This is a genomic window from Hyphomicrobium sp. NDB2Meth4 (assembly GCF_900117445.1).
Taxonomy (GTDB): Bacteria; Pseudomonadota; Alphaproteobacteria; order Rhizobiales; family Hyphomicrobiaceae; genus Hyphomicrobium_A.
The window spans coordinates 623,816-639,707 of the sequence record NZ_FPEJ01000013.1 but is presented as its reverse complement, the minus strand read 5'-3'; the positions used below and the strand labels follow the sequence as shown (position 1 = coordinate 639,707).

The following is a 15,892-nucleotide window of genomic DNA, read 5'->3' as shown; positions in this document are numbered from 1 at the left end:
ATGAATCACATCTGCCGCGCAGCCATCGGCCTGGCGCTTGCCGCCCTCGCTATTCCAGCCTTCGCTGAGGAGCATTCTCATGCTCATTGGGCCTACGAGGGGCCTGATGGTCCGGCGAACTGGGGCTCGCTCAACAGCGACTTTGCGGTCTGCAGCAAGGGAATACAGCAGTCGCCGGTGAACCTTACCGACGCGCATTCGGGCCAAAACGAAGCCCTGGCTCTGGAGTGGAAGCCGTTTGCGCCGGTGGTGATGAACAACGGGCATACGATCCAGGCAGCTGCTGCGAAGGGGAATGTCACGTCGTTCGACGGCAAGCCCTATGCCTTTCAGCAGGTGCACTTCCATCATCCAAGCGAGCACACCATCGACGGCAAGCACGCACCGATGGAGGCCCACTTCGTTCATAAGGGTGCCGACGGCAAGTTGCTGGTGCTCGGCGTGATGATCGAGGAAGGCCAAGCCAACGCGGAAATTGCCAAACTGTGGGAGGTTGCGCCGCAGCAGCCGGGTGAGAAGCCGTCTAAGGCGGACGTCGATTTCGCGAAGCTGGTGCCCAGCACGTCGAAATTCTATCGCTACGCCGGATCGCTTACGACGCCGCCGTGCAGCGAGATCGTCCAGTGGGTGGTGTTCGCAGAGCCGATCACGGTCTCCAAGGAACAGCTCGAGGCGTTCGCCAAGCTCTATCCGGACAACAGCCGACCTGTTCAGGCGCTGAATAAGCGCACAATCGTGTTCGGCCGCTGACGTAAAACAGTCCTGGTGGCTGCTTCGCTGCAGCCACCACAGTTGCTGCGGACAGGGACTGGCCAGCCGATAGTTTCAAGTATCTGAAAAGTTCTTTTGGCAAATGCGCGTTAAACGCCGCATCAACCTGTCATTAGTGGGGGTCGCAACCTTGTGTATGCGTTCGCATATGTAGGGGCGCATATACTCTCGTCATACGACGACCGAGGAGAACCCCTGATGAGCACCATGACCAAAGCAGCGGAGCGTCGCAAGGCGCCGCTGCAGACCCCAAGCATCTATGACAGCAATGCAATTCGCGATTTGTCGGGCGCGCTCAACGCCCTGCTGGCCGACACGTTTGCGTTGTACCTGAAGACAAAGAACTTCCACTGGCACATGAGCGGACCACACTTCCGCGATTACCACCTGCTGCTCGACGAGCACGCAGACCAGATTTTCGCCATGACTGATCCACTGGCTGAGCGCGTACGCAAGATCGGCGGGACGACGCTGCATTCCATTGGAGAGATTTCGCGCCTGCAGCGCGTCGAGGACAACGATGCTCCGTTCGTCACGCCGCAGGACATGCTTGCCGAACTGCGCGACGACAATAAAGACCTCGTCGGGCGGATGAAGGAAACGCACGATTTGTGCGACGAGAAGGGCGACGTCGCGACCGCCAGCCTTTTGGAAGTCTGGATGGACGAGGCGGAACGCCGCGTATGGTTCCTCTATGAATCAACGCGTGAGAAGCACGCGCTCTGATGCATTGAAAAGGGTTGAGAGAGGCGGCGGAAATTTCTGCCGCCTCGACGCATTTATGGATGGTCTCACGGCTTAAACCGCAACCGGGAGCTGGGCGATGAGCGAAGTGAAAAAATCCGATCTTCCCAAGCGTCGCCTCGGGCGCACCGATATGTCGATCACGCCGGTCGGGCTGGGGGCGTGGGCTATCGGTGGCGGCGACTGGGCGGTCGGCTGGGGTGATCAGGACGACAGCAAATCAATCGCGGCCATTCGCCATGCGGTCGAACGCGGGATCAACTGGATCGACACCGCAGCGATCTATGGCCTCGGCCATTCCGAAGAGGTGGTGCGCGCGGCGCTGAAGGACATACCGCACAGCGAGAGGCCGCTGATCTTCACGAAGTGTGGCTTGCGCTGGGACGAGAACAACCACATGGCGCCGCCGCAAAATGTCGGCAAGCCCGAGAGCATCCGCGCCGAATGCGAAGCTTCGCTAAAGCGGCTCGGCGTCGATCGCATCGACCTTTATCAGATGCACTGGCCCGCGAAGGACGGTACGCCGATTGCGGACTATTGGGGCGCGCTGCTCGACCTAAAAAGGCAAGGCAAGGTGCGCGCGGTCGGTCTTTCCAATCACAATGTCGGGCAGCTCGAAGCGGCGGAGAAGATCGGCCACGTCGATACGCTGCAACCGCCGTTCTCAGCGATCCGGCGTGAGTTTGCCGCCAATGAGCTGCCATGGTGCGTCGCGCATGACACCGGTGTCATCGTCTACAGCCCGATGCAATCGGGGCTGCTGACGGGTGCCTTCACCGAAGAGCGGGCGAAGAAGCTTCCGGCCAACGACTGGCGCTCGCGAAATGCCGAGTTCACGGGCGACAAGCTGAAGGCGAACCTCGCCCTTGCCGCCACCATGAAGGCTGTGGGCGAGAGGCATGGGAGCGACGCAGCGTCTGCGGCGATTGCCTGGACGCTCGCCTGGCCAGGCGTGAGCGGAGCGATCGTGGGCGCCCGCTCACCGGAGCAGGTCGATGGCTGGATCGATGCTGCCCGGCTCGATCTGACCCAGGCTGACCTCAAGGAAATCGCGGCGACCATCGAGAAGACCGGCGCCGGGTCGGGGCCCACCCTGCCCTCCTGACCGGTTGGCTGGCCACTGTGCCCCCGCTTGAATGGGCGGGCGGGGGCGATTACGGATGCCCGCATGTATGCGGTCAAAGAGATGTTCTACACGCTGCAAGGGGAAGGCGCCCACGCCGGGCGCCCGGCCGTATTCTGCCGCTTTGCCGGCTGTAATCTGTGGTCGGGCCGTGAGGTGGACCGCGCCAAGGCCACCTGTCAGTTCTGCGATACCGATTTTGTCGGCGTGGATGGCGAAGGGGGCGGGCGCTTTGCCACCGGGGCCGATCTTGCGGCCGCCTGTGTTGTAGCGGCCGATGGCTCGGGCTGCGACTTCGTGGTGCTGACAGGCGGCGAGCCGATGCTGCAGGTCGACGATGACCTCATCGATGCCCTGCACGAGAAGGGCTTTACCATCGCCATAGAGACCAACGGCACCCTGCCGGTGCCACGTTCGATCGACTGGATCTGCGTCAGTCCCAAGGCCGGGGCTGACCTCAAACAATGCTCAGGCGACGAATTGAAGCTCGTCTTTCCGCAGGCAGGGCTCGATCCGGACGACTTCTCGGGTCTAGCCTTCACGCACCGCTTCCTCCAGCCGATGGACGGGCCGGACGTGGTGGTAAACACGAAGGCAGCCATAAGCTATTGCCGCGCCCATCCAGCCTGGCGTTTGTCGCTACAGACGCACAAGCTGCTGGGCATTCCTTAAGGCCTCTGGAATTGCAGCGGAAAATCCCTTAGAGAGCCCGCATGCGCATATACAAAGAGTTTCTATTCGAGGCCGCCCACTACTTGCCGAGTGCCCCTCCTGGGCATCCGAACTCGCGCATGCATGGTCATTCGTTCCGTGCGCGCGTTTTCATCGACGGCGTGCCGGGCGACGACACTGGCTATGTGTTCCACTTCGACCAGCTGGCCGAGATGATGGCCGATGCCCAGGACGCGCTCGATCATCGGCTGCTGAACGAGATCGAGGGGCTTGAAGCACCGACGCTGGAGCGCATCGCCATTTGGCTGTGGAACCGGCTGCAGAACCGCGTCCCCGGCTTGGCGCAGATCGAGATTTCACGCGATAGCTGCCGTGAAGGGGCCATCTATTTCGGCCCGGCGCCATCCCGGCTGGCGGCGGAGTAATCGAATGGGCCAGAAAGACACCAGCGTCACCATTCTCGGTCAGGCCACGAAGCTGCCGCAGAGCCCGGAAGAGGCGGTGCTGGAGCGTGTGCCGAATCCGCATCCGGACGCACAGTATCTCGCCCGCTTCACCGCTCCCGAGTTCACCTCGCTGTGCCCGGTGACGGGGCAGCCGGACTTTGCACAGCTCGTGATCGACTATGTGCCGCGGGAGTGGCTGGTGGAGTCGAAGTCGCTGAAGCTGTACCTCGGCTCGTTCCGCAATCATGGCGCCTTCCACGAGGACTGCACCATCGCCATCGCCAAGCGACTGGTCAGCCTGCTCGATCCGCATTGGCTGCGCATCGGTGGCTACTGGTATCCGCGCGGCGGCATGCCGATCGACGTGTTCTGGCAGACGGGCCCCGTTCCGGCCGGGCTTTGGGTTCCCGATCAGGGCGTGCCTCCTTATCGCGGGCGCGGCTAAGCAGGCAGCGTCGGGCATTGTTTGGTCGCACTTCTTATCGGAAAACCGGTTCCCACTTTTCCGGAAGCGCTAGTGCGTGCACGCGCTGGTAAAGCTCCGCGATCAGGGCGCGCCGATCGCTGCGATGTTCCAGCTCATCGAATGGCACGACATCGCCGACGTGGGCGGTAAGGCGCGTGCCGACGGCGCGGCGAAACTCCCGTATCAGCAGCGATAGCCGCAGCGTCATCGAGATGCGCGATGCGAGGTGGAATAGCGGACTGCACTGCCCCTCGAAGTAAACCGGAAGCACCGCGGCGCGGGCGCCTTGCACCAGGCGCGCGGTGAAGAGCTTCCATGGCAACTCCTCGGCCCGTCCGAAGGGGCGCGCTGCGGTCGCAACGCCGCCGGCCGGGAATACGACGATCGTGGTCCCCTCCCCCAGCAGCCGGATAGCCTCGCGGCGCGTTGCGAGGTTCCGGGCGATCGCTTCCTCGGTCTCGCGGAAGTCGATGGGGAGCGAATAGGGCTCGAGCTCGGGCACCTTCAGCAGCTCGCGGTTGATCAGCACCTTGAACGGGCGGCGAAGGTCTTCCGCCAGCGCCAGGGCCGCCAACCCATCGACGATGCCGAACGGGTGATTGGCGACGATCACCAAGGGGTGGGTCGGGTCGACTTCGATGGGCCATTGCCGCGCGATGATCCGGAGATCGATGCCCAGCATATCCAGCATCGGGCGGATCACCTGGCTGCCGGTCTGGGAGAGTGTTTCGGTGCGCCAGCGCTGATAGATCGGAGCGAAGTAGTCGCGGCCGGCGACTCGCTCAAGAGTGCGGATCAGGCCCCGCTTCAGAGGGGGATCGTCGGGATTGGCGTAGGAAAGCTCGGGAAATTGCAAGGCACATAGTCCGTGAGGGGCCGGGGCCCAGATTGACGGGGCTTTCGGACAACTGTGTGAAAAGAAAATGCCCTTGGAAAGGGCCGGCCCGCGCCCTAATCGGCGCCATGCCGTACGCTGGCCAGAAAGGCGTGTCTCGGTTAGCGTGCCGGCCTTCGGAGGGGGAATGATTCGCTCAACGATATTGACGCTTGCCGCGGTCCTGTCGCTCCTCAGCGCCCGGGCTGCCGACGCCGCCGCACCGCCGGTCGCCAGTCCACCTATGGCCAGCGATCCAGCCCTCGCGCCGCCATTGGCGGCCCCGGTCGACACCAATCCGGTTGCGAGCGCGGTTCGCACGAAGCTGAACAGCCTGCCAGCCGAGGGCTCGGCACAAGAGATCAAAGAGCGCGCGGTGCTCTCCGATTTCTACGCCGCGCGGCGCGATGCGCCGATCTGGCTGAGCGAGGGTGGCCTTACTGAACGCGGCGCGGCGCTTGGCGCAGAGATTCTAAATGCTGCCGATTGGGGGCTCGATCCGAAGGACTTCGATCTGCCGATCATCCCGCCTGCCGCGCAGCTCTCCAGTGAGAAGATCGGCAAAGCCGATGTCGAGATCTCGCTCGCGCTTCTGAAGTATGCGCGCTATGCGCGCGGCGGGCGCATTACCGATCCGGCGATCCTGCTCAACTCCAACCTCGACCGCAAGCCGCAGTTGCGCGACCCCGAGGTGGTGTTCCGCGAGGCTGTCGGTTCATCCGATCCTGCCGGTTACCTGCGATCGCTGCATCCGCAGCAGCCGCAATTCGAGAAACTGCGTCAGGTGTACCTGGCCAACAAAGACAAACCGCTCGGCAAGAAGATCCAGGCCAACATGGAAGAATGGCGCTGGATGCCCGACGATATGGGGCAGGTCCACATCCTCGCCAACGTGCCGGAATATCTCGTCTACCTCTACAAAGATGGCGTGCCGATCCACTCGGAGCGCATCGTCGTGGGCGAGACCGGCAAGCAGACCACGATCTTCACGCGCAATCTGAAGACCGTCGTGTTCAAGCCGATGTGGCGCGTGCCGGATTCGATCAAGGCGCACGAGCTGGGCCCGAACCTGCGCCGCGGCGGAAGCATGTTCCGGCAATACGATCTGGAATTGCAGACGAAGGACGGACAGCCGCTCGATTACCGCAGCATCGATTGGAACCGGGCGAACATCCTGGATTACGAAGTGGTGCAGCCGCCGGGGCGCAAGAACGTGATGGGAGTCGTCAAGTTCACGTTCCCGAGCCAGCACACGATCTTCATGCACGACACGATCGACAAGTGGATGTTCGGGCAGAAGGTGCGCACTCTGAGCCACGGCTGCCTGCGCTTGCGCAATCCGATGAAGATGGCCGAACTGGTCCTGCAGGAAGACAGGGGCTGGGATGCAGCCAAGGTCGACGCGACCATGGAGACGGGGCCGCGCAACAACGAGATCGTGCTCGAGAAGAAGATCCCGATGCACCTCGTCTACTTCACGGCTTGGGTCGACGAGAAGGGCAAGCTGCAGACGTTCAACGACATCTACGGGCACGAGAAGCGGATCACGCAGGCGCTTGCCGGTGAGTGGGACAAGATCGACATCGGGCGCAATCATCTGGCGCCTGTCGCCGGCTCGGGCGCGGACGATCCGAGCAACTTCAACCCGGCTCCGGTTGCGCGTCAGCAGAAGCGTCCGAAGCAGCCATCGACGATCATCGATATGGTCGGCAACGCGCTGGGCGGCGGGTTCTGAGTGTGAGGATGATCGATGTCATTGCCATCGGGTGTTGCGCGGCTTGATCCTGCGCTCGTCTGGCGGTTCTTGAAGCAGACACTTGTCTGGACCCTGGCGCTCGCGACCGTGCTGTTCGTGTCAGCAGGTACCGTCGACTGGCCACAGGCCTGGGCGTTTTTGGCCTTGAGCGGCGTGCTTGGCGTCGCGTCCGGCCTCATCATCGCGCGCGATAACCCGAGCCTCCTGCGCGAGCGCATGCGCGGCCCGATCCAGAAAGAGCAGAAGCCCTGGGACAAGGTGCTGCTCGTGGCCATCATCGTCGTATGCACGGCATTGCCGATCGCGGCCGGTATCGATGCCAAGCGCATAGGCTTTTCGCAAATGCCGGTCTGGCTGGAGGCGCTCGGCGCATTGGGCGTCGCTTTCGGCCTCTACATGTTCCACGTCGTCATGGCGACGAATGCCTACGCGTCAACGGTGGTACGTATTCAGGGCGAGCGCGGCCACAAAGTTATTTCGACGGGGCCATACGCCTACGTGCGTCACCCGATGTATTCCGGCGTCGCCTTCTACTTCTTCGGCATCGCATTTCTGCTCGGCTCCTGGTGGGCCGTAGGCATCGCGGCGGTGATCGTTTTGATCTTTGCAGTGCGGGCCGTTTGGGAGGAAGAGACTCTGAAGGAAGAGCTGGAGGGATATTCCGATTACACCGAGCGGGTCCGTTTCCGGCTAGTCCCCTGGATCTGGTAGCGAGGTCGCAGTGCAATCTGGTGACGACCGGTTCGATCTTCAGCGCTTTTTGGCGGCGCAGGATCCGGTTTTTGATCGCGTCGTGGGCGAATTGCGCGCCGGGCGGAAGCAAAGCCATTGGATGTGGTTCATCTTTCCGCAGATATCCGGCTTGGGCTCCAGCGCGATGGCGCAGCGCTATTCGATCGGTTCGATCGACGAGGCGCACGTCTATCTCATGCATCCCGTTCTTGGTACGCGGCTGCGCGAATGCACGCGCATCGTGAACGCCGTCGAGGGGCGCCGGATCGAGGATATTTTTGGCGCGCCGGACGACATGAAGTTTCATTCGTCGATGACGCTGTTCTCCATCGTCGCGCCCGAGGCGGCAGAGTTCTCCGAAGCCTTGGCGAAATACTTCGGCTATCCGGACGCGGGAACGTTCGATCGCTTGCAGGAGATCGCTGCGCGTGGGCAATAACTTTGCGCGGACGCGTATCGGGTGCGCAGTCGCCGTCGCCCTGCTCTGCGCCTCGTTGTTATGGGCCGCGGCCGAAGAAGCGATTGCCGAGCTGGGCGATGCGCGCGTCACTTATGACGGAACGCGCTGGCACGCGGTGACGCGACCTCAGCGGATCGAGTTCGAACCCATCGGCGATGCAATGCGGCACGCAGACCCTGTTGCAATGCGGGTTCTAGACGATGGCGAGAGCTGCCACGCGCTGGCGCTGGCAGCGTTTTCGCTCGGCGTATACGAGACCGACAACATCTCGCGCGCGCCTGTGACCGTTGGCGGCGTCGCGGGTGAACGGTTCGAAGCTCATACTGGCTGCCGCAATGCCACGCCTATTGGTGTGGTGACCTGCGTTAAGTACGGCGGGTCCGCCTATCTGGTGCAGTCCCTGAACGCTGGCTGTGACGGAAGGAACTTGTTCTCTGCGTCGCATCCGCTCGACGAGATCGCCGCCGGCATCAGCTTTGCTGCTGCAGCGCGTTAGCCTCGGGGCTAACCGCGGGCCCTCGGCGTTCCCATATGACGATGAAGCCGGGATCGTCTCGGCTCGACCGGGTCGGCAATCTCGACCCTATGCCGATCCGCGCCTGATGGTTGGGCCTTTTGAAAGGAGCCCAAGTCATGGCTGCCCACTATGATGAAGCGCACCATCTCGTCATCTCCGCGGACGACGTGCGCAGCGGCGTCACCGGCCACAACGTCCGCTACGTGCTGGCGCTGAGCATGACTGGCGTGATCGCGGCATTTGCAGCGATTGCGATCTATTCCGGCTTCGACACGTTGAGTGCGCGGTTGTCGGCAGCTTTTGCCAGACATCCTCTGGATATCCTGCAAAGACTCGCGCCCTATGCGGCGATCCTGCTCGGCGGCACTATCATCGGCGGCCTGGCGCTCGGCGTCTGGAATGTCGTCGCCGGACACACCGAGGATGACAGCGAACGCTTCATGCGGGCGCGCGTCGCCACACAGTTCGCGCTGATCTGCATGATCATGGCGATGCTGTATCTGTCGACGAATTAATGCTGCGCTTTAGAGCGCTGCGGAGCCAGCGATTGCGTGAATGTATCCCGGGGACGAGCCCCGGGATGACAGTCAGGCTGCCTTCACCCCAGCCTCCAGCAAACGCTGCTGGTCCGGCGGGGTGGCTTCGGCGCGCAGTGCCGCGATGGCCTCAGTGAGCGGCATGACCTTCTGGTCCTGCGAGCCGAGGCGTCGCATCGACACCTTGCCCTCTTCCGCTTCACGCTTGCCTACGACGAGCATCACCGGAACCTTGGCCAGCGAGTGCTCGCGCACCTTGTAGTTGATCTTCTCGTTGCGAAGATCGACGTCGACCTTGATGCCCGCGGCGCGAAGCTGCTCGGCGACCTGTAGCGCGTAATCATCCGCGTCCGAAACGATGGTCGCGACGACGACCTGCAGCGGCGACAGCCACAGCGGGAAGTGCCCGGCAAAGTTTTCGATCAGGATGCCGGTGAAGCGTTCGAGCGAGCCGAACATGGCGCGGTGGATCATTACCGGCACTTTCTTCTCGGAGTTCTCGTCGATGTAGAACGCGCCGAGACGGCCGGCCAGGTTGAAGTCCACCTGCGTCGTGCCGCACTGCCACTCGCGCCCGATAGCATCCTTCAGCACGTACTCCAGCTTCGGCCCGTAGAACGCGCCCTCGCCCGGCTGCAGCGCCGTCTTCACGCGGCCGTTGGAGCGCTTCGTCACCTCGTCGAGCACATCCTGCAACGCCTTCTCGGCCTTGTCCCACAGCTCATCGGCGCCGACGCGCTTTTCGGGGCGCGTCGAGAGCTTGATGAAGATGTCCTCGAAGCCGAAGTCCTTGTAGATCGACAGCATCAGATCGTTGATCTTGAGGCATTCCTCCATGATCTGATCTTCGGTGATGAAGATGTGCGCGTCGTCCTGCGTGAAGTGGCGCACGCGCAGCATGCCGTGCAGCGCGCCGGATGGCTCGTAGCGGTGCACCTTGCCGAACTCAGCGATCTTCAGCGGCAGATCGCGATAGCTCTTGAGGCCATGCTTGAAGATCTGCACGTGCCCCGGGCAGTTCATCGGCTTGCAGCAGAACACGCGCTCGTCGGGGAGCGTCGTCGTAAACATGTTCTCGCCGTAGTTCTCCCAGTGGCCGGACAACTCCCAGAAGTGCTTCTCCATCATGTCGGGAGAGTTCACTTCCTGATAACCGGCAGCGTCGAGACGGCGGCGCATGTAGGCGATGAGCGTCTGGAACAGCGTCCAGCCCTTCGGGTGCCAGAAGACGGAGCCCGGCGCTTCCTCCTGGAAGTGGAACAGGTCCATCTCGCGGCCGAGCTTGCGGTGGTCGCGCTTCTCGGCTTCTTCCAGGCGCGTCAGGTACGCCTTCAGCTCGTCCTCGGTGGCCCAGGCCGTGCCGTAGATACGCTGAAGCATCGGACGGTTGGCGTCACCGCGCCAGTAGGCGCCGGCGATCTTCTGCAGCTTGAACGCTTTGCCGACCTGCCCCGTGGAGGCCATGTGCGGGCCGCGGCAGAGGTCGAGCCATTCGCCCTGCTTGTAGATCTTGACGTCCTGATCCTCGGGGATGGCGTCGACCAGCTCGACCTTGAAGTTCTCGCCCTTGTCGCGGAAGAACGCCTTGGCCTTGTCGCGGCTCCACACTTCCTTCGTGAAGGGCGCGTTCTTGGCGATGATCTCGCCCATCTTCTTTTCGATCTTGGCGAGATCGTCGGGGTGGAACGGCTCCTGCTTGGCGAAGTCGTAATAGAAGCCGTTCTCGATCACCGGGCCGATCGTGACCTGCGTGCCTGGCCACAACGCCTGCACGGCTTCGGCCATCACGTGCGCGGAATCGTGCCGGATCAGCTCCAGGGCTTCGGGGTCGGTGCGCGAGACGAACTTGATCGTCGCGTCTTCGGTGATGGGGTCGGCGAGGTCGGCCAGCGTGCCGTTGAGGCTCACGGCGACAGTGCGTTTCGCAAGCGAAGGCGAAATCGCCTTGGCGACGCTCATGCCGGACGTGCCGCGCTCAACCTTGCGCGTTGCACCGTCTGGGAATGTCAGGGTGATCTGGGGCGCCGCAGATGAATTGGGCGCAGAATCGTGTGCCGTGTCGGCCATGACCTCTCTCCTCTCAATCGCTGCATACCAAGCAGGTAAGATGCGGAGGCTATGTGCGGCGCGGCAGCACCGATGTCAAGCGGAGAGGTTAACCCGGCGATCCTCGCCAATCTGTCATCCCTGAAGCGGGAGCACCGCGAGCCGCTATCCGGGATCGGGCGCAAAGCGCGTCGAAGACACCATGTTAGAGCGTGAGCCGATGGCCGGTCATTATGCTGGGTCCCGGGTCTCGCTTGCTTCGCGCGCTTCGCCCGGGATGACAGCCTGCGCGCTATTTCTTCGGGAGTTCGAGGCCCATTTCGCGGTAGCGCTCGGGGTCGTCCTGCCAATTTTGGCGCACCTTGACGAACAGGAACAGGTGCACCGGGCGCTCGAGTATCTCGGTCAGCTCGCGGCGGCTATCCATCGACACCTGCTTGATGGTGGCGCCGCCCTTGCCGAGCATGATCGCCTTCTGGCCTTCGCGGGCGACGAAGATGGTCTGCTCGATGCGCACTGAGCCGTCCTTGCGCTCCGTCCACATCGTCGTCTCGACGGTGGACGAGTACGGCACCTCATCGTGCAGGCGATGGAAGATCTTCTCGCGCGTGATTTCGGAGGCGAGCAGACGCATCGGAGCGTCGGTCAGATCATCGGCGGGGTAGTGCCAAGGACCGTGCGGGACGCGGGCGGCGAGATCCTGCTTCAGCGCATCGAGACCATCGCCCTCGGTGGCCGACACCATGAAGATGCTTTCGAAATCAACGCGCGCCTGCAGATCGCCGACGAGCGCCAGAAGCTTGGCCTTGTCGTCGAGCTTGTCGACCTTGTTCAGCACGGCGATGCGCGGCAGCTTGATGTCTTTCAGCTTGTCGAGGATGCGGCCGACTTCCTCGTCGATGCCGCGCACGGCGTCGATGACGAGCAGGACGATATCGGCATCACGCGCGCCGCCCCATGCGGCTTCGACCATCGCCGTGTCGAGACGCTTCTTGGGCGCGAAGAGGCCGGGCGTATCGATGAAGACGAGCTGGCTGTCACCGACGTTGAGAATGCCGCGCACGGGCACGCGCGTCGTCTGCACCTTGTGCGAGACGATGGAGACCTTGGCGCCGACGAGCGCGTTGACGAGGGTCGACTTGCCCGCATTCGGCGCGCCGATCACGGCGATGAAGCCGCAGCGCTGGCGCTCGGGGTCGCTCAGGGCACTCTCCTGGTGAGGATCATTCATGGACTTCGGCTCCGGCAACGCCTTCGCGTTCAAGCAGGGTACGGGCGGCGGCCTGCTCGGCGGCGCGCTTGGACGATCCCTCGCCGCGGGCCGGGGCGCAACCGCTGATGCGCACCTCCGAGGTGAAACGCGGTGCATGATCGGGGCCCTTGCGGCTGACCTCGACATATTCGGGCAGAGCGAGCCCGTTACCCTGGGCCCATTCCTGCAGCGCCGACTTGGCATCGGGGCCGGCGCTGGTCGAATGCTGATCGTCGTACTGGCTGGTCCAGAGATTGCGCACAACTGCGCGGGCGGCTTCGAATCCGCCATCGAGGAAGACGGCGCCGAGGATCGCCTCCATGGCGTCGGCGAGGATCGTGCCCTTGGCCCGGCCGCCGCTGCCGGCTTCGCTTTCCGACAAGATCAGGTGGGAGCCAATGCCTAGGGCGCGGGCGACCCGGGCGCAGGCCTCGCCGCGGACGAGACGATTGAAACGGCGGGCCAGTTCGCCCTCGTTTGCCGAGGGGAAGCGCTCGATCAGCACCTGGGCGATGACCAGCCCCAGTACGCGGTCGCCGATGAACTCCAGGCGCTCGTTGTCGGCGCGCTCGGTCTTGCCACCGCGCATGCTGGCGTGAGTCAGCGCGACCTCGATGAGCTGCTGGTCCTTGAAACGGTGACCCAGCGCCTTCTCAAGCTCTTTGTATTTTCGCGGTCGCAGGATCACGAGCTGATTTTCAAATGCGGTTGCAGACGCCGAACGGTGTTGGCGTCTGCGTTGACGGGTTGGCCAAAACTAGCGGACCAGCTTGAAGAAACGGTTCCAGCGGATGTCAAAAGGCCAGGTCCAGGGAGCCCACCAGCGGAACGCGTCTGGCTCATCGACGGCGGCGGAGAAGAAAATAATCTCGGCGCGACCGATGAAGTTATCGAAGGGTACGTAGCCGACGCCCCAGGAGGCACGGCTGTCGGTGGAATTGTCGCGGTTATCGCCCATCATGAAGTAATGGCCGGCGGGCACCTTATAGGGGCCGACGTTGTCGAAAGGACCGTTCTGCTCGGCATCAAGCACAGTGTACTTAACGCCGTTAGGAAGCGTCTCCTCGTAGGCAGGGATGGGGCGCGGCGGGCCGCCGTCCTCCTGCGTGACGAAGTCACCGATGCGCTTACGCGGCACTTCCTTGCCGTTGATGAACACAACGCCGCCGCGGACGTCGATCTGGTCGCCGGGAAGGCCGATCACGCGCTTGATGTAGTCGGTGGAATTATCGCGCGGAAGCTTGAAGACGGCGACGTCACCGCGCTTGGGCTCGGCGCCGAAGATGCGGCCTTCGAACGGGACGATATTGTAGAAGGAGTAGCGGCTGTAGCCGTAGGAGAGCTTCGAGACGAAAAGGTAATCGCCGATCAGAAGCGTCTCCTTCATCGAGCCGGAAGGAATGTTGAAGGGCTGATAGAGGAATGTGCGCACGACCATGGCAATGGCGAGCGCCTCAATGACGATGAGGAATGTCTCACCCCAGCCGCCCTTTTTTGTATTTGCCGATACGGCCATGCGTCACTCCCGTTGCGTCAGCCCTCGCTGTACGCCCGGGCCGCTATAGCCATTTTGCCGTCTGGGCGCAATTCGCGCCGTTGTATCAGCGCCGTTGCGCTGCAGTGCGCAAATGCCGCCGCCCGTCAGCGCCTGTCACCTTTTTCGGGCAGCCCGGAGATAATGACGATTGCCGCGGCCAGCGGGAAATCGTCGGTCAAAGTCAGGTCGATGCGGGCTTCAAAACCCTCGGGGGTGAGCTCGGCGAGAACCCTCGCCGCCCCACCCGTTAGCCGCAAGGTTGGGCGACCAGAAGGCAGGTTGACGACGCCCATGTCACGCCAGAAGACGCCATGCCGCAGGCCTGTACCCAGCGCCTTGGCGCAGGCTTCCTTGGCGGCGAAGCGCTTGGCATAGGAGGCGGCACGCTGGGCGCGGGCGTCAGATTTGCGACGTTCAACGTCGGTGAACACTCGGGCAATGAAGCGCTCGCCGAAGCGCTCGAGCGTCTTCTCGATGCGGCGGATATCGATCAGGTCGTTGCCGACTCCGAGGATCACGCCGACCTCGCCTGCCGCGGCTCGGTGGCTGCCTCGCGACGCGCTTCGTCCATCAGCGCGCGCATGCGTTCGATGGCGCGAGCGAGGCCGCCGAAGATCGCTTCGCCGATAAGGAAATGCCCGATGTTGAGCTCGACGACCTGGGGCAGGCGTGCAACCGCGCCGACGGTGTTGAAGGTCAGGCCGTGGCCGGCGTGAACCTCGAGCCCGGCGGCGTCGGCGAGACTGGCGGCGACAGTAATGCGCTCCAGCTCGCGCGCGATGCCCGCTGCGTTGCCTTCAAGCGCGCGCTCGCAATAGGCGCCCGTGTGCAGTTCGACGATGTCGGCGCCGACGCGATGCGATGCTTCGATGACCGCGGGATCGGGCTCGACAAACAGCGATACGCGTATGCCCGCGTCCTTGAGGCTGCCAACGATGCGTTGCAGCCGCTCACCCCCGCCGACGACGTTGAGTCCACCTTCGGTGGTGCGCTCTTCGCGGCGCTCGGGGACGAGGCAGCAGGCATTGGGTACATGGCGCAGCGCGATGGTGAGCATCTCGTCGGTTGCGGCCATTTCGAGATTGAGGGGGCGCGTCAGCTCGCTCTTGAGGCGCGCAATGTCGTCATCGGATATGTGGCGGCGATCTTCGCGCAGGTGGGCGGTAATCCCGTCCGCGCCTGCTTCCACAGCGATGTGAGCTGCGCGCAAGGGGTCGGGGTGGCGTCCACCGCGCGCGTTGCGGATGGTGGCAACGTGGTCAATGTTGACGCCCAGACGTAGGTAGGCAGGGTTCTGCATCGCGGTAGCCAAATGAACTCAAGCGAGGGGCGGGTTATTCCGCTGCCGTCGGCGTCCGGTCCATAACCCGCGAGCGCCAGCCGCGAACGAGATTCCTAGAAATATAGTAGACGATCGCCGCCGTGAGCAGTCCGATCGGGATGCTGCCGGCGAGCATGGGCCATAGCAGCGGCCAGAACAGCGACACGGTGGCGTCGAGGAGCTGGGGCGAAGGGCTGAGCAGCGCCGACCATAGCAGGTTGATGTTGCGCTCGACGGCCGCTGGGTCGAACGAGCCTTCGAGGCCGACCATCTGCAGGCCCATGAAGTAGGTCGATACCCAGATGAACGGCCAGCTTATCGGGTTGCCGACAAAGGTGCCGACGATGGCCGCAGGGACGCTGGCGCGGAGCATCAGAGCCAGGATGATGGCTAGGAGCGTCTGTACCCCAAGCAGCGGGGTGATCGAGACGAAGGCGCCGAGGGCGCAGCCAAGGGCAATGTCGTGAGGGGTTGCGCGCAGGTCAACCAGGCGGCGGCCAGCAGCACGCAGCCCCGGCATCCACCCGGCAAGGCGTGGCGCCAGCTTCTTCGCCGAGCTACTCCCGACAACTGAGCTGCACTGGGACTGCCTACGAGGGTCGAGCAACATACCCTAGAGAACTCCAAATTCCCACCGTG

The 15,892-nt window shown here is 63.2% G+C and carries 19 protein-coding genes; 11 read left to right on the top strand and 8 right to left on the bottom strand.

From position 1 onward, the window contains the following. The 6 genes from NDB2M4_RS18055 (at position 1) to queF (ending at position 4,201) form a co-directional block, all read left to right on the top strand. Positions 1-750, top strand: coding sequence for a carbonic anhydrase (locus tag NDB2M4_RS18055; protein WP_072377557.1), 750 nt, complete (start codon positions 1-3; stop codon positions 748-750). 219 nt (positions 751-969) lie between these two features. Then, the gene (locus NDB2M4_RS18050; RefSeq protein ID WP_072377555.1) at positions 970-1,497 is read left to right on the top strand and encodes a Dps family protein; all 528 of its coding nucleotides are present in this window, start codon (positions 970-972) and stop codon (positions 1,495-1,497) included. A 97-nt stretch (positions 1,498-1,594) separates the two neighbouring features. Continuing rightward, entirely contained in the window at positions 1,595-2,620 is a 1,026-nt protein-coding gene (locus NDB2M4_RS18045) for an aldo/keto reductase (RefSeq protein ID WP_072377553.1), read from the top strand. A 63-nt stretch (positions 2,621-2,683) separates the two neighbouring features. Further along, complete coding sequence (gene queE, locus NDB2M4_RS18040; protein WP_072377552.1) at positions 2,684-3,310, top strand: 7-carboxy-7-deazaguanine synthase; 627 nt, start codon at positions 2,684-2,686, stop codon at positions 3,308-3,310. A gap of 41 nt (positions 3,311-3,351) precedes the next feature. Then, entirely contained in the window at positions 3,352-3,735 is a 384-nt protein-coding gene (locus NDB2M4_RS18035) for a 6-pyruvoyl trahydropterin synthase family protein (RefSeq protein WP_072377550.1), read from the top strand. A gap of 4 nt (positions 3,736-3,739) precedes the next feature. After that, positions 3,740-4,201 (top strand): preQ(1) synthase, encoded by a 462-nt coding sequence (gene queF, locus NDB2M4_RS18030; RefSeq protein WP_072377548.1) that lies wholly within the window; start codon positions 3,740-3,742, stop codon positions 4,199-4,201. A 34-nt stretch (positions 4,202-4,235) separates the two neighbouring features. Here queF and NDB2M4_RS18025 read toward each other — a convergent pair whose 3' ends face one another. Beyond that, on the bottom strand, positions 4,236-5,078 hold the full coding sequence (locus tag NDB2M4_RS18025; RefSeq protein ID WP_072377546.1) for a 1-acyl-sn-glycerol-3-phosphate acyltransferase: 843 nt from the start codon (positions 5,076-5,078) through the stop codon (positions 4,236-4,238). Positions 5,079-5,244: 166 nt separating this feature from the next. Between NDB2M4_RS18025 and NDB2M4_RS18020 the strand changes: the two genes are divergently transcribed. The 5 genes from NDB2M4_RS18020 (at position 5,245) to NDB2M4_RS18000 (ending at position 9,076) form a co-directional block, all read left to right on the top strand. After that, positions 5,245-6,831: a L,D-transpeptidase scaffold domain-containing protein gene (locus NDB2M4_RS18020; RefSeq protein ID WP_072377544.1), complete on the top strand. Its 1,587-nt coding sequence runs from the start codon at positions 5,245-5,247 to the stop codon at positions 6,829-6,831. Between the two features lie 15 nt (positions 6,832-6,846). Beyond that, positions 6,847-7,563 carry a methyltransferase family protein gene (locus tag NDB2M4_RS18015; RefSeq protein WP_072377542.1) on the top strand — a complete coding sequence of 239 codons (717 nt, stop codon included), beginning with the start codon at positions 6,847-6,849 and terminating at the stop codon, positions 7,561-7,563. Positions 7,564-7,573: 10 nt separating this feature from the next. Next, positions 7,574-8,023 carry a DUF1810 domain-containing protein gene (locus tag NDB2M4_RS18010; protein ID WP_072377540.1) on the top strand — a complete coding sequence of 150 codons (450 nt, stop codon included), beginning with the start codon at positions 7,574-7,576 and terminating at the stop codon, positions 8,021-8,023. Beyond that, positions 8,013-8,540, top strand: a complete 528-nt coding sequence (locus tag NDB2M4_RS18005; RefSeq protein WP_072377538.1) for a hypothetical protein — start codon at positions 8,013-8,015, stop codon at positions 8,538-8,540. Before NDB2M4_RS18010 ends, NDB2M4_RS18005 begins: the two co-directional genes overlap by 11 nt. Positions 8,541-8,677: 137 nt before the next feature. Next, the gene (locus tag NDB2M4_RS18000; RefSeq protein ID WP_072377536.1) at positions 8,678-9,076 is read left to right on the top strand and encodes a hypothetical protein; all 399 of its coding nucleotides are present in this window, start codon (positions 8,678-8,680) and stop codon (positions 9,074-9,076) included. 72 nt (positions 9,077-9,148) lie between these two features. Here NDB2M4_RS18000 and thrS read toward each other — a convergent pair whose 3' ends face one another. The 7 genes from thrS to NDB2M4_RS17965 all read right to left on the bottom strand — a co-directional run bounded on the left by thrS (position 9,149) and on the right by NDB2M4_RS17965 (position 15,863). Next, the gene (gene thrS / locus NDB2M4_RS17995) at positions 9,149-11,164 is read right to left on the bottom strand and encodes a threonine--tRNA ligase (RefSeq protein WP_072377534.1); all 2,016 of its coding nucleotides are present in this window, start codon (positions 11,162-11,164) and stop codon (positions 9,149-9,151) included. 271 nt (positions 11,165-11,435) lie between these two features. Continuing rightward, positions 11,436-12,374 carry a GTPase Era gene (era, locus tag NDB2M4_RS17990; protein WP_072377532.1) on the bottom strand — a complete coding sequence of 313 codons (939 nt, stop codon included), beginning with the start codon at positions 12,372-12,374 and terminating at the stop codon, positions 11,436-11,438. After that, the gene (gene rnc / locus NDB2M4_RS17985) at positions 12,367-13,083 is read right to left on the bottom strand and encodes a ribonuclease III (protein ID WP_244536222.1); all 717 of its coding nucleotides are present in this window, start codon (positions 13,081-13,083) and stop codon (positions 12,367-12,369) included. The genes era and rnc overlap by 8 nt, the downstream gene beginning before the upstream one ends. A gap of 69 nt (positions 13,084-13,152) precedes the next feature. Continuing rightward, positions 13,153-13,911, bottom strand: coding sequence for a signal peptidase I (gene lepB / locus NDB2M4_RS17980; RefSeq protein ID WP_072377530.1), 759 nt, complete (start codon positions 13,909-13,911; stop codon positions 13,153-13,155). A 125-nt stretch (positions 13,912-14,036) separates the two neighbouring features. Continuing rightward, the gene (gene acpS, locus NDB2M4_RS17975; protein ID WP_072377529.1) at positions 14,037-14,450 is read right to left on the bottom strand and encodes a holo-ACP synthase; all 414 of its coding nucleotides are present in this window, start codon (positions 14,448-14,450) and stop codon (positions 14,037-14,039) included. After that, positions 14,447-15,232, bottom strand: coding sequence for a pyridoxine 5'-phosphate synthase (locus tag NDB2M4_RS17970; protein WP_072377527.1), 786 nt, complete (start codon positions 15,230-15,232; stop codon positions 14,447-14,449). Before NDB2M4_RS17970 ends, acpS begins: the two co-directional genes overlap by 4 nt. 34 nt (positions 15,233-15,266) lie before the next feature. After that, the gene (locus NDB2M4_RS17965) at positions 15,267-15,863 is read right to left on the bottom strand and encodes a DUF2062 domain-containing protein (RefSeq protein WP_083556559.1); all 597 of its coding nucleotides are present in this window, start codon (positions 15,861-15,863) and stop codon (positions 15,267-15,269) included. Positions 15,864-15,892 lie beyond the last annotated feature (29 nt).